We start from the raw sequence: 13130 nt of genomic DNA, 5'->3' as shown, positions 1-13130 counted from the left end.
GGTCAGTTCAAAAGTCGCAGACGCTGGAGTACCCGTGCAGGTCCGAGCCGATCGGGTGTCCCTCGAAGGGCACCACGGCACCTTGTTACCGCCCACCTCGCTGACCGTCGGCGAGGGCGACCTGGCGATCGTGCACGGCGAACCCGGCGTCGGCGTCACCGCGTTCGGCCTGGCGCTCGCCGGGCGGCTCAAGCCCAGCACCGGCACGGTCACGGTGGACGGCTCCGACGCCGGCCTGCCCGCGCTGGTCGCGGTCGTCGACGCGCCTGGCGTCAGCGACCCGGACGAGGCGGTGAGCGTGCGCGTGGTCGTCGGCGAGGAGCTGGCCCTGGCCCACCGCCCGGCGGGCAAGGAGGACGTCACCCGCTGGCTCACCGAGCACGACGCGGCGCCGTTCGCCGGCACCCGGTTCGAGAACCTCGCCCCCGCCCTGCGCACCCGGCTGCTCACCGAGCTGGCCGCGATCCGCAAGGGTGTGCGCGTCCTCGTGCTCGACACCCCCGACCGGCACACGAGCGACGTCGACAGCTGGGCGGGGCTGGCCCGCGAGCAGGCCGAACGCGGCCTGGCCGTGGTCGTGCTGGCCGCGACGACGCCGGTGTCCGCCCTGCCGTTCACGCCCGCGCGCATCGGCGCGGCCGAACAGCCGGCGCCGCAGCACTGCCTTCCCGACCTTCCCCACCCCACCGAAGAGCTCCCCGCGAGCCCGGTGGACTCCTCTGACGGAGTTTCCGAATGAACGTCTTCCGGATCGCCCGCAACGAACTGCGGCGGCTGTCCACCGGCACGATGCCCAAGCTGGCGCTGGTCGCGCTCGTGCTGGTGCCGCTGCTCTACGCGTCCTTCTACCTCTACGCGAACTACGACCCCTACGGCCGCCTCAACAAGCTGCCCGCCGCCGTCTTCACCAGCGACGCCGGCGCGCTGGACTCCAGCGGCCAGCAGCGCAACGTCGGCCGCGAGGTGACCGACGAGCTGGTGAAGTCCGGCACGTTCCAGTGGCACGAGGTGTCCGAAAAGGACGCCCGTGACGGCGTGCGCGACGACAAGTACTCCTTCGCGATCGGCATCCCGAGCGGCTTCTCCGCCGCACTGCTGTCGGTCGGCAACTTCCAGCCGCAGCAGGCGACGATCACGCTGACCACCAACGACGCCAACAACTACCTGTCCGGGACCATCGCGAAGCAGGTCGCCGAGCAGGTGCGCAAGACGATCGCGGAGAAGGTCGGCAGCGAGGCCGCGGACCGGTTCCTGGTCGGGTTCTCCACCATCTACGGGAAGATCCAGGAGGCGTCGACCGGCGCGTCGCAGCTCGCGGACGGCGCTTCGCAGCTGAAGTCCGGCCAGCAGCAGCTCGCCAGTGGCGCGGCCCAGCTCGCCGACGGCTCGTCGACGCTCGCCACCGGCCTCGGCACGCTCAAGAGCAGCACCGCGGATCTCCCGTCCCAGACGCAAAAACTGGCCGACGGCGCGTCGCAGGTGGCCGCCGGGGACCAGAAGGTCGCCGACGCCGCGTCGGTGGCCGCGACCGCGTCGTCCGACATCCAGGGCAAGCTCGACGGCTACCGCACGCAGCTGCAGACCGATCTGCGCAACGCCGGCGTGCCGGAGGACCAGATCACGGCGATCGTGGCGCGCGCGGACCAGCTGCGCTCCCCCGTCGACCAGGCGAACAGCAAGATCCAGCAGGCCAACGGCGACCTCGCGAAGCTGGCCGACGGCGCCAAGCAGGTGTCCGACGGCGCGGCCAAGCTCGCCGCCGCGTCCCCGCAGCTGGCGAACGGCATCGCGCAGGCGTCCGACGGCGCGAACCAGCTCAAGGACGGCGCCGCCAAGCTCAACGACGGCGAGAAGACCGCGGTCACCGGCACGAACCAGCTCGCCGACGGCGCGGTGAAGCTGCGTGACGGGCTTTCCGCCGGGCTCAAGGAGATCCCGAACCCGGACGACCCGACCCGCGCGGCGACGGCCAACACCATCGCGGACCCGGTGGCGGTCAACGCCAACGGCGAGTCCTCCGCCGGGACGTACGGCGCGGGCCTGGCGCCGTTCTTCATCTCGCTGGCCACCTGGATCGGCGCGTTCGTGCTGTTCCTGATCCTGCGCCCGCTCTCGACGCGCGCGCTGACCGCGGGCGCGGCGCCGTTCCGGGTCGCCGTCGGCGGCTGGCTGTCCTCGGCGCTGCTCGGGATCGCGCAGGTGATCGTCCTGTTCGGCGCGGTGACGTGGCTGGTCGGCATCCACATCGCACACCCGCTGGGCGCGATCGGCTTCGCGGTGCTGGTGTCGCTGACGTTCACGTCGGTGGTGCACGCGCTCAACAGTTTCTTCGGCGCGATCGGCAAGTTCCTCGGCCTGGTGCTGCTGGTGCTGCAGCTGGTCAGCGCGGGCGGCACGTTCCCGTGGCAGACCATCCCGGACGCGCTGTACCCGCTGCACGTCGTGCTGCCGATGGGGTACGCGATCGACGGCTTCCGGCACCTGTTCTACAGTGGCGCCACCGTGCAGATCCTCGGCGACATCGGCGTGCTGCTGGCCTACCTGGCCGGCGGGATCCTGGTGTCCACGCTGGCCGCGCGCAAACGCCGGGTCTGGACGGTGTCGGCGCTCAAGCCCGAGCTGAGCCTGTGAGCGGCGGGACCAAGCAGAAGCTCTTCGAGGCCACGCTCCGGCTCTCGAAGAGCCGCGGCCTGGTGGGCCTCACGGTCGACGACATCGCCGCCGAGGCCGGCGTCGCGAAGGGCACCGTCTACTACAACTTCGGGTCGAAGGACGGCTTGGTCGACGGCTTGCTGCGCTACGGCGTGGACATGCTCGCTCTTCGGCTGCGCTCCGCGGTATCCGACGCGGATCCCCTCGAGGTGATCGAGGCGCAGATCGACGTGACCTTGGAGTTCATCGCTCAGTATCCGGGGTTTTCGCAGATCCTGGTGAGCGAGCTGTGGCGCACGCCCGGCCAGTGGCACGGCACGCTTTCGTTGCTGCGCGAGGAGATCATCTCGATCGTGAAGGGCCAGCTGTCCCGCTTGGAGGAGGCCGGCCGGCTGCCGGACGGAGTCCAGATCCCGACGGCGGCGGCCGGGTTGTTCGGCACGATGCTGGTGGTCGCGCTGGACTGGCAGGTGTTCGGCCCGGAGCGAACCCGGGCGGAGGTCCGGGAAGCGGTGATGGTGCTGATCCGCGGCCTCGGCCGCCGCTAGCCGCCGCTTCACCGTAGGCGCTTCACCGCGGGCGCCTCTTCGACGCCGGCTGGTGTGACGTCGGCGGTTTCGCCGGCATCCCGCAGCGGCCGCCAGCCGCGCTTCACCGGCGGCGGCTTCGCCAGGGGCGGGTTCACCCGGCGGCGGTTTCGCCCGGCGGCGGCTTCACCTGGCGGCGGGTTCACCTGGCGGCGGGTTTCGCCCGGCGGCGCGCATCGCCCGGCGGCAGGTTTCGCCCGGCGGCAGGTCTCGCCCCGCGGCAGGTCTCGCCCCGCGGCAGGTCTCGCCCCGCGGCAGGTCTCGCCCGGCGGCAAGTCTCGCCCGGCGGCAAGTCTCGCCCGGCAGCAAGTCTCGCCCGGCAGCGGGTTTCGCCCGGCAGCGGGTTTCGCCCGGCGGCGCGCATCGCCCGGCGGCGGGTTCACCCGGCGACGGCTTCACCTGGCGGCGGCTTCACCCGGCGGCGGGTTTCGCCCGCCGGCAGGTCTCGCCCGGCGGCGGCTTCGCGGCAGCCCGCAGGGCGCCGCCCCCGTCTTCCACTTTACCGTCCGGCACCGACAGTTCCGGGCCTCGAAGTCCGTGAATGTCGCATTGAGGGACTCTAAGTCCCTCAATGCGACATTCACGGACTTGCTTGCACCGCGGGAAAAGTCAGGCGCGGTCTTCGATGCGGGCGCGGACCGCGGCCGCGTAGGTGTCCACCGAGGTGGCCGCCGCCGTGAGCTCGCAGGGGCCGTCGATCAGCAGGCGCTTCGCCGGGACGTACACCTGCTCCAGGTCGGGGTCGTCCGCGATGCCGTGTTCGCGGGCCAGCTCGTTGTCGCCCGCCAGGCGGGCGCGCAGCTCTTCGCGGCGGGCGACCAGGCCGTCGAGCACCGCGCGCTGGCGGCGGCCGTCCTCGACCGCCGGGGCGACCGCGTGCTCGTGGCCGTCGATGTGCTTCTCCACCCACTCCGCGTCGCCGTCGACCTCCGCCGAGCGGAGCTGCTTGAGGGCGCCGCGCAGCCGGTGGGCCCGCGCGGGCAGCATCGCGACGCCGGTGAAGCGCGTCGCCACCCGCAGCTGGTAGGCCTCGATCTCGGCGAGCTCCTCCACCGACTGCGTCAGCAGGTCGAGCCGGCCCGCGAGGTCGTCCGGCGCCGGGCGCGCCCGGTCCGTGCTCGCCCGCACGGCCGCCACCCCGGGCGACGACTCCTCGCGGAAGCCCAGCAGCAGCCGGATGCCGAGCTCGGACGCGCGGCCGGCCAGCGGCCCGAGCACCTCGCCGACGAGCCGGTCGGGTTCGGCGGAGTCGTCGATCGCGTCGACGACGAGCGTGCGGCCGGCGACGCCGGTGGTGAGCCGTTCGGCGATGCGGTGGCGGACGGCGTCGGCGGTGCGGCCGGTCGCGTCCACCGCGAGGTCGACGCTGCCGGCCGGGGGCATCTGGCCGAGGGCCGGCGGCAGCCCGGGGACGCCGAGCGAGCGTTCGCGGTCGGCGAGGACGATCCCGAAGCGCAGCGCCGCCGCGACCGGCGAGCCGGCCTCGCCGGTGTCGACGACCCAGACGGTGCCGGGTTCGGCCTTGGCGAACCAGTCGACGACGCGCTGCACGAAGGAGACGTCGACGGCTTCGCCGACGGGACGGGAGAAACTGGCGTCGACGGCGGGACCGCCGGACGTCCAGATGCTCAGCTGGGGCAGGTGCCCGAGCATGGTCTCGACGGGGATCATCCAGGTCCCGGTGTCCTTGCCGACGACCATGCCGACGACGTGCCCGGTGGCCTCGTCGAGCACGGCCGTGCCGCCGAAACCCGGGCCGAGCGACTCGGCCTCGGCGGTGCGCAGCAGGCGCACCCACTCGCCGCCGGGGCCGCCGGGCTGCTCGGGACCGCCGAGCCGCGCGTGGGTCCAGCGGCCGACCGAACCGGGCGGGAACCCGAAGGCGCGGACCAGCTGGTGGTCACCGAGCGGCATCCGGTGCAGCGGCGCGCGGAACACGCGGGACTCGGGACGTTCGAGGCGCAGCACGGCGAGATCGCCACGGCCACCGCCGTCGGAGGGCACCCAGCACCCTTCGACGACGGTCGCCGTGCCGGGCAACGCCTCGGCCAGGCCGACGAAGTCGACGCTCAACGCGGATCGCGGGCCACCGGCGGTCTCGACGACGTGCGCGCTCGTCAGGACGTGGTACTCGTCGAGTACCGTGCCCGCGCCGCACAGCCGGCCGAGTTCGTCATGCAGCCGGACCCGCCAGCGTCGTCGCTCACGCTCGAACCCCATTCGGCGGACCCTACGCCGTGATCGCCGTGCGGTGGCGCGGGACCCGCTACCCAGCGGTAACACCTGGCCCGAACGGCCTCCGCCGTTCGTCGCAATGGAGTCCCGGTCAGCGGATCACACGCGACCGAAAACCCAGCTTCCCGGAGCGGCAGGGTCGTCGCCCGCCCAGAACTCGAGCCAGTGGCCGGTGAACTCCTCACGGGAGAGCCGGCTGTCACCGTCGAGGTCGAGGTGGGCGAAGACCTCGTCGGTCGGGGTTTCGGTGCCGTTCCAGGCCTCGATCAGCTGGTGGTACTCGGCCGCGGAGATGACGCCGTCGCCGTTTTCGTCGACGGCCTCGAACATCGCGTCGGCGGTGCCGGTGACCGCCCCGGCCATCCTGGGCAGTTCGTCGACGACGTCGAGGACCTCGTCGAGGGTGACCTTGCCGTCGCGGTCCCGGTCGGACGCCTCGAGCAGGGTGCCCCACCAGCCCATCATGATGGCGGCGAGCTTCTGGCCTTCGGCGGTGCTGTCGTCGGTGCCGCGCAGGTCGAGCCATCTCGTGGTGAGGGCCCGGAAATCGGTCTCGGTGAGGAAGCCGTCGGCGTCGGCGTCCATCGCGCCGAAGACGCCGGAGATCTTGCGCCGCTGGAAGTCGGTGGCCATGGCGGTGGTCCTTTCGGCCGGGGCCCGGCGGGCCGTTCGGGCCACTCAGCTTCGTCCGGAGACCCCGCGCGGGGCGCCGTCCGGCCGAGTAATCCCGCCGCACGACCCGGTGATTCCGGCGGCGACGCAGCGTAGGCGATGTCCCCCGGACGTGCACGAACCCCGCACCGGAAGCGGCGCGGGGTTCGTCAAGCGGCGGGACTCAGTGGGCCGCGTCGTTCCAGGACCGGCCGTAGCCGACCGAAACCTCCAGCGGTACCGCGAGTTCGTAGGCCGAGCCCATGCCCTGGCGCACCAGCTTCTCCAGCTGTTCGCGCTCGCCCTCGGCGACTTCCAGCACGAGCTCGTCGTGCACCTGCAGCAGGATCCGGCTCCGCAGCTTGGCCTCGACCAGGGCGCGGTGGACGTTGAGCATCGCGACCTTGATGATGTCGGCCGCGCTGCCCTGGATCGGGGCGTTCAGCGCCATCCGCTCGGCCATCTCGCGGCGCTGGCGGTTGTCGCTGTTGAGGTCCGGCAGGTAACGGCGGCGGCCGAAGATCGTCTCCGTGTAGCCGTTCTTCGCGGCGACGCCGACGACCGAGTGGAGGTAGTCGCGCACCCCGCCGAAGCGGTCGAAGTACGCCTCCATCTGGGACTTGGCGTCGTCGGTCGAGATCCGCAGCTGCTGCGAGAGCCCGTACGCCGACAGCCCGTACGCGAGGCCGTATGACATCGCCTTGACGCGGTAGCGCAGCTCCGGCGTGATTTCCTCCGGCGGCAGCGAGAAGGCCCGCGACGCCACGAACGTGTGCAGGTCCTCGCCGCTGTTGAAGGCCTCGATGAGGCCTTCGTCGCGGGAGAGGTGCGCCATGATCCGCATCTCGATCTGGCTGTAGTCCGCGGTCATCAGCTCGGAGTACCCGTGGCCCACGATGAAGGCGTCGCGGATGCGGCGGCCCTCTTCGGTGCGGACCGGGATGTTCTGCAGGTTCGGCTCGGTCGACGACAGCCGCCCGGTGGCCGCGATCGTCTGCAGCAGCGTGGTGTGGATCCGGCCGTCGTCGGCGACGGACTTGATCAGCCCCTCGACCGTGGTGCGCAGCTTCGTCGCGTCCCGATGCTCCAGCATGTGCTGCAGGAACGGGTGCTCGGTCTTCTCGAACAGCCCCTGCAGCGCCTCGGCGTCGGTCGTGTAACCGGTCTTGGTGCGCTTGGTCTTCGGCATGCCGAGCTCGTCGAACAGCACGACCTGCAGCTGCTTCGGCGAGCCGAGGTTGATCTGCTTGCCGATGACCTCGTACGCCGCTTCGGCGGCCTGCGTGACACGCGAGAGGTAGTGCGCCTCGAGCGTGGTCAGCTGCTCCAGGTCGACGGCGACCCCGGCGATCTCCAGCTCGGTGATCACCTCGAGCAGCGGCAGCTCCAGCTCGGCGAGCAGCCGGGCGCCACCGATCTCTTCGAGCTCCTTCTCGAGCGCGCCGGCCAGCTCGAAGACGGCCCGTGCCTTGACGAGCTCCTCCTGGATCTCCTTCTGCTCCAGGCCTTCCGCGCCGCCGTCGAGCAGCGACAGCTGCCCGTCGCCGCCGTCGGTCTCCGAGCGCAGCTCGCGGTGCAGGTAGCGCAGCGCGAGGTCGTCCAGGTCGAAGGTGCGCTGCCCGGGCCGCACCAGGTACGCGGCCAGCGCGGTGTCCATGCCGAGCCCCGCCACGACCCAGCCGCGGGCGCGGATCGCGTGCAGCGGGACCTTGAGCTCGTGGCCGGTCTTGCGGATCTTCGGGTCGGCGAGCCAGGCGGCCAGCGCCGCGTCGTCGGCCTGGTCCATCGCCGTGACGTCGACGTACGCGCCTTCACCGTCGGCCGTCGCGAAGGCGACCGCGCGCAGGTCGGAGCGGACGGACGCGCCCGTGGTGCGGAAGGACAGCGCCACCGGCTCGCCTTCGCCGGCGTGCGCGGCGAGCCAGGCGCCGAGCGCGCCGGGGGCGAGCGCGTCACCCGAGACCTCGAAGCCCTCGTCGGCCTCCGGCTCGGCGCTCTGCAGGGTCGCGAACAGCCTGTCCCGCAGCACGCGGAACTCCAGCTCGTCGAACAGCGCGTGCACGGCCTCGCGGTCCCACGGGCGCAGCTCCAGCCCGGACGGGCCGACCTCCAGCTCGACGTCCCGGATCAGCTCGGTCAGCTGGCGGTTCAGCTGCACGGAGCTGAGGTTCGCGCGCAACGCCTCCCCCGCCTTGCCCTTGACCTCGTCGACGCGGTCGATCAGGTCGTCGAGCGAGCCGAACTGCTTGATCCACTTGGCCGCGGTCTTCTCGCCGACGCCGGGGATGTTCGGCAGGTTGTCCGAGGGGTCGCCGCGCAGCGCCGCGAAGTCCGGGTACTGCTGCGGGGTGAGGCCGTACTTCTCCTCGACGGCCTCCGGGGTGAACCGGGTCATCTCCGAGACGCCGCGCTTGGGGTAGAGCACGGTGACGTGGTCGGTGACCAGCTGCAGGGCGTCACGGTCGCCGGTACAGATCAGGACGTCGAAGTCCTCGGCCGTGGCCTGCGTGGTGAGCGTGGCGATGATGTCGTCGGCCTCGAAGTTCTCCTTCGTCAGCGACGGGATGCCGAGCACGTCCAGGACTTCGCGGACCAGGTCCACCTGGCCGCGGAACTCGTCCGGCGTCGCGCTGCGGTTCGCCTTGTAGTCGGCGAAGGTCTCCGACCGGAACGTCTTGCGCGAGAGGTCGAACGCCACCGCGAGGTGGGTCGGCGCTTCGTCGCGCAGGAGGTTGATGAGCATCGAGGTGAACCCGAAGACCGCGTTGGTGACCTGCCCGGTCTTGGTCCTGAAGTTCTCGGCGGGCAGCGCGAAGAACGCGCGGTAGGCCATCGAATGGCCGTCGATCAGGAGCAGCTTCGGCCGCTCCGCGACTGCGGTGGTTCCTGTGGCGTTGGCAACGCTCGTCTTCTCACTCGGGCTCACGTGTCCGAGTCTAGGCTGGGGGTCCGACACTCTTACGTGTCGCATCAGCAGAGGAGCGTTGCGTGACCGATGGTGCCGCCCACATCGACGTGGACCGGCTGGCGGGTATCGACCCGGCGGCCGCCGACCAGCAGCTGAACGACAAGATCGGGATGCAGCTGGTCGAAGTGACGCCCGAACGCGTGGTCGGCACGATCCCGGTCGAGGGCAACCTCCAGCCCTACGGCCTGCTGCACGGCGGCGCCAACGCCGTGCTCGCCGAGGCGCTGGGCTCCACGGTCGCCGCGCTGAACGCCGGCCCCGGCCGCGCGGCGATGGGGCTCGAGCTGTCCTGCACCCACCACCGGGCCGTCCGCTCCGGCAAGGTCACCGGGGTGGCGACCCCGCTGCACGTCGGGCGCGGCACCATCACCGCGGAGATCGTGCTGACCGACGACGAGGGCCGCCGCACCTGCACCGCGCGGCTCACGTGCGTCGTCCGGGACCGCCCGCCGGGCGCCTGAGCCGGTGGACCTCGACATCGCCCAGGTGCGGGCGTTCGTCGTCACCGCCGAGCAGCGGCACTTCGGCCGCGCCGCGCAGGCGCTGTTCCTCACCCAGCAGGCGCTGTCGAAGCGGATCCGGCGGCTCGAGAGCGCGCTCGCGGTCCCGCTGTTCCTGCGCACCAACCGCACGGTGGAGCTGACCGCCGACGGCGAGCGGTTCCTGCCGCACGCCCGGGAGCTGCTGCGGGTGGCCGACGCGGCGGCGGCCGCGATGGGCGCCGACGACCGGCCACTGCGCCTGGACGTCGTCGACTTCCGGCTCTCCCCGATGTTCCTGCTGCGCCGGCTCGCCGAACGGGACCCCGACCTGCGGATCGAGCGAGTCGCCGGCCGCGGGTTCGCCAACGCCGTCGAGCCGCTGCTGTCCGGGGAGCTGGACGTCGCGATCGGCCGGGTCACCGGGTGCGGCCGGCCGCTGCCCGACGAGCTGGAGCAGCGGCCGATCCGGCTGGAGCCGCTGGTCGCGCTGCTCGCCCCCGAACACCCCCTGGCCGTGCTGGACGTCCTGCGCCTCGACGAGCTGCGCGCCGACGGGATCTGGCTGCCGGGACACAGCGGGCCCGGCGAATGGCTGTCGTACGTGGCCGAGCTGTGCGGGCGGTTCGGCGTGCCGATCGACGACTCCGGCGTCAGCTACGACCTGCGGCACACGCTAGAGCAGACCCGGTACGGCAAGCGGCGCGTGACCCTCGCCGGCGCGGACATGGAGCTCGCGCCCGACCTGAACCTGAAGGTGCTGCCGTTCGAGCCGTCGCCGCTGTTCCCGTGGTCGCTGGTGTGGCGGCGGGGGAAGGCGCACCCGGCGCTGCGGCGGTTGCTGACGCTCGCCGGGCGCACCAGCCGTGAAGAGGGCTGGTGCGCCTACGACCCGGAGCACTCCTGGCTGCCGGCGGACGACCTCAGCTTCGCAACCGCCGGCCGAACCACTCCGTGAACGCCGCGTCGACGTGCTTCGCTTCCGGTGTCCCCGGCGCGAACTCGTGCGCCATCGCTTCGATCTCCACCAGGTCCGCGCGGTCGCCGAGCCGCTCACGCAACGCCCTCGCGGGCTCCCGCACCGCGGCGTCGTCCCTTTCGCCCGCCACGATCAGCACCGGCGTGGTCAGCTCACCGGCCCGGCGCACGAAGTCGTAGTGGTCGGCGACCGCCCGGGACCGCGGCGACCACGGGTAGGTGACGCCGAAGAGCCGCTCGTTGCGGCCGATCACCGGCGCCAGCCGGGCGACCGGGCTGACCACCGCCGCGGCCTCGACGGCGACGTCTCCGCGAGCGAGCACCTCGAGCGCCACCAGCGAGCCCGCCGAGCCGCCGAAGACGCCGAGCGGGCCGTCCGCGCCCGGCAGCCGGTCCCGCAGTTCGGCCAGCGCCGCGGGGAACTCCGCCACGGCCTGCTCGGTGACCGGCTCAAAGACGTTGAGCACGGCGTCCTCGCTCGCCCGCCGGAACAGCTCCGCCGGACCGCCTTCCGGCAGCCTGGCCCCGGTCAGCGGCAGGCCGAGGTACACCCGCCACGCCCTCAGCCCGGTCATCGGCACCGCTTCGGCGAAGGCCTGCTCGCTCGCGGGCACCTCCATCAGGTGCCAGCCCGCCAGCAGCGCCGCCGGCGCGTCCGGGTCCGCCGGCGGCAAGGCCACGAACGGCACCCCGGCGGCGACACCCTCGACCACTTCACGCATCTGGTTCTCCCTTGTCCCTCGGTCTGCCCCCAGCGAACCGCGGGACGGCGGGGCGGGTCCAACAGCCGTCCGGGCGTCCACGACAACCGATGGTTGTGACAGCCGCTCCCGGCCGGACGTCCTTTCGGGCAGACCTGACCACTACGAGACGGGGGCTGGTCCGCCCGGCCGTCCGAACCGGACGTAAGGTGCATCCCTACGGCGGTGCCCGGCCCGAAGCGACCGCGCCAGGGTGAACAGCGGGTCACCGGGGAAACCGGCCACGCACCGGCCGTCGAAATGGGCGATGACATACTGTGGAAACACAGACGTCACCCATTCGCATAACGCGCCCGGATGCTTAGCATCGCTGCGTGACCAGGGACGAGCTGTAACGAAACGTCGTTCGCCTTTTCGTGCAATTCGTCTCGGTTGCGATCGTCACGATGTGGACACAGAGTAGTGAGGCCGCCTGTGCACAAGACGGGCGAGAGGGATATCTTCCTGCCCTAACCTAGCCCCTGTGTCGGGGGCAACGCCTACCGGCGGTGGTTGGTCATGGGAGGTAGTCGGTGTCAGGAGTGCGTTTTGGACGGGTTCTCGCCCTCGCGGCGGCGACGTCGCTTGCGCTGGCGGGCTGTGCCGGCGGCAGCAGCTCGTCGGGCAGCGGTGACGGCAGCACGCTGAAGATCGGGTTCATGGGCGACCTGACCGGTGAGAACTCCGGGATCGTGATCCCGCCCAACAACGGCGCCAAGCTCGCCATCGACGAGTACAACGCCACGAATCCTTCGGTCAAGCTCGAGCTGAAGAACTACGACAGCCAGGGCAAGCCGGAGCAGGCCACCTCGCTCGTGCAGACCGCGATCGGCACGGACAAGATCACCGCGCTCATCGGCCCCGCCTTCTCGGGTGAGTCGAAGGCCGTCGGCGGTGTCCTCGAGCAGGGCAAGGTCCCGAGCGTGTCGCCGTCGGCGACCAACCCGGGCCTGGCCTCGAACGGCTGGAAGTACTGGCACCGCGTCGTCGCGAACGACAACGACCAGGGCCCCGGCATCGCGAACTTCCTCATCACGGCGAAGTCGCCGAAGAACGCCTACGTCCTCTCGGACGACCAGGAGTACAGCGTCGGCCTGGCCGACGCGTTCGAGAAGACCTTCAAGGACAAGGGCATCACGACCGAGCGCGACAAGTTCGCCAAGGACGCGTCGGACTACTCGTCGACCGTGCAGAAGGTCAAGGCCGCCAACCCGGACGTCATCACCTACGGCGGTTACTACGCCCAGGCCGGCCGTCTGCTCAAGCAGCTCCGTGACGGTGGCGTGAAGGCCACCTTCGCCACCGGTGACGGTTCGCTCGACCCGCAGCTGGTCTCCGGTGCGGGTGCCGCGGCCGCCGAAGGCGCCGTCGTCGGCTGCCCGTGCAACATCCCCGACGCGGGTGCCCCGGGCAACGAGTTCGCCACCAAGTACAAGGCGAAGTTCAACGTCGACCCGGCGATCTACGCGACCGAGGGCTACGACGCCGCGACCGCCATCATCAACGCGGTCAAGGCGGGCAACACCACCGGCGAGAAGATCAACGACTTCCTGAAGACCGAGGACTTCAAGGGCGCGTCGAAGCAGATCAAGTTCAAGGACAACGGCGAGCCGCAGACGAACGCGATCTACGTCTACCAGGTCGTCGGCGGGGTCATCAAGAACCTCGGCGCCTCGACCGAAGCCAAGATCACCGGCTGACGGAGCTAGAGAAACACCTAACGGGAGCGGGGGGGGGGGGGGGCGGGCCCCCCCCCCCCCCCCCCCCCCCCAGTGGGGCCCCCCCCCCCCCCCCCCGGGAAGGCCCAAAACAAAAGTTAAAAATAAAAAGAGACCAAATA

Annotated in this window: 10 protein-coding genes; 6 read left to right on the top strand and 4 right to left on the bottom strand. The window is 71.5% G+C overall.

Features of this window, described 5'->3' with window-relative positions; translation table 11 throughout:
• The first annotated feature begins 34 nt into the window (after window positions 1-34).
• Genes ACGFMK_RS32015 through ACGFMK_RS32005 form a run of 3 tightly spaced genes read left to right on the top strand, consistent with a single transcriptional unit; the run spans window position 35 to window position 3200 of the window.
• Complete coding sequence (locus ACGFMK_RS32015) at window positions 35-739, top strand: ABC transporter ATP-binding protein (protein WP_392771113.1); 705 nt, start codon at window positions 35-37, stop codon at window positions 737-739.
• Window positions 736-2631 (top strand): YhgE/Pip family protein, encoded by a 1896-nt coding sequence (locus tag ACGFMK_RS32010; protein ID WP_392771111.1) that lies wholly within the window; start codon window positions 736-738, stop codon window positions 2629-2631. Before ACGFMK_RS32015 ends, ACGFMK_RS32010 begins: the two co-directional genes overlap by 4 nt.
• Entirely contained in the window at window positions 2628-3200 is a 573-nt protein-coding gene (locus tag ACGFMK_RS32005) for a TetR/AcrR family transcriptional regulator (protein WP_392771108.1), read from the top strand. Before ACGFMK_RS32010 ends, ACGFMK_RS32005 begins: the two co-directional genes overlap by 4 nt.
• A 648-nt stretch (window positions 3201-3848) precedes the next feature.
• On the opposite strand, the gene ACGFMK_RS32000 is transcribed toward ACGFMK_RS32005, so the two are convergent.
• The 3 genes from ACGFMK_RS32000 to polA form a co-directional block, all read right to left on the bottom strand.
• The gene (locus ACGFMK_RS32000) at window positions 3849-5459 is read right to left on the bottom strand and encodes a serine protease (RefSeq protein WP_392771105.1); all 1611 of its coding nucleotides are present in this window, start codon (window positions 5457-5459) and stop codon (window positions 3849-3851) included.
• A gap of 114 nt (window positions 5460-5573) precedes the next feature.
• Entirely contained in the window at window positions 5574-6107 is a 534-nt protein-coding gene (locus tag ACGFMK_RS31995; protein ID WP_392771102.1) for an EF-hand domain-containing protein, read from the bottom strand.
• Window positions 6108-6309: 202 nt separating this feature from the next.
• Window positions 6310-9051 (bottom strand): DNA polymerase I, encoded by a 2742-nt coding sequence (polA, locus tag ACGFMK_RS31990; protein WP_392771097.1) that lies wholly within the window; start codon window positions 9049-9051, stop codon window positions 6310-6312.
• Between the two features lie 62 nt (window positions 9052-9113).
• On the opposite strand from polA, the gene ACGFMK_RS31985 reads away from it, so the two are divergent.
• Together ACGFMK_RS31985 and ACGFMK_RS31980 are read left to right on the top strand one after the other, a co-directional pair.
• The gene (locus ACGFMK_RS31985; RefSeq protein ID WP_392771094.1) at window positions 9114-9554 is read left to right on the top strand and encodes a PaaI family thioesterase; all 441 of its coding nucleotides are present in this window, start codon (window positions 9114-9116) and stop codon (window positions 9552-9554) included.
• 4 nt (window positions 9555-9558) lie between these two features.
• Complete coding sequence (locus ACGFMK_RS31980) at window positions 9559-10530, top strand: LysR family transcriptional regulator (protein ID WP_392771091.1); 972 nt, start codon at window positions 9559-9561, stop codon at window positions 10528-10530.
• Here the strand turns inward: ACGFMK_RS31980 and ACGFMK_RS31975 are convergent.
• Window positions 10496-11272 (bottom strand): alpha/beta hydrolase, encoded by a 777-nt coding sequence (locus ACGFMK_RS31975; RefSeq protein WP_392771089.1) that lies wholly within the window; start codon window positions 11270-11272, stop codon window positions 10496-10498. The genes ACGFMK_RS31980 and ACGFMK_RS31975 overlap by 35 nt on opposite strands.
• Before the next feature lie 560 nt (window positions 11273-11832).
• On the opposite strand from ACGFMK_RS31975, the gene ACGFMK_RS31970 reads away from it, so the two are divergent.
• Entirely contained in the window at window positions 11833-12990 is a 1158-nt protein-coding gene (locus tag ACGFMK_RS31970) for a branched-chain amino acid ABC transporter substrate-binding protein (protein ID WP_392771086.1), read from the top strand.
• The last annotated feature ends 140 nt before the right edge of the window (window positions 12991-13130 follow it).

Source organism: Amycolatopsis sp. NPDC049252 (assembly GCF_043197175.1).
Classification (GTDB): Bacteria; Actinomycetota; Actinomycetes; order Mycobacteriales; family Pseudonocardiaceae; genus Amycolatopsis.
Note: the sequence above shows the minus strand (reverse complement) of the source record. Positions and strands in the feature narration are given on the sequence as shown.

Excerpts from the sequence above, each read along its gene's own strand:
- ACGFMK_RS32000 (WP_392771105.1), bottom strand. The coding sequence starts at position 5,459 with ATGGGGTTCGAGCGTGAGCGACGACGCTGGCGGGTCCGGCTGCATGAC.
- ACGFMK_RS31975 (WP_392771089.1), bottom strand. The coding sequence starts at position 11,272 with ATGCGTGAAGTGGTCGAGGGTGTCGCCGCCGGGGTGCCGTTCGTGGCC.
- ACGFMK_RS31995 (WP_392771102.1), bottom strand. The coding sequence starts at position 6,107 with ATGGCCACCGACTTCCAGCGGCGCAAGATCTCCGGCGTCTTCGGCGCG.
- ACGFMK_RS32010 (WP_392771111.1), top strand. The coding sequence starts at position 736 with ATGAACGTCTTCCGGATCGCCCGCAACGAACTGCGGCGGCTGTCCACC.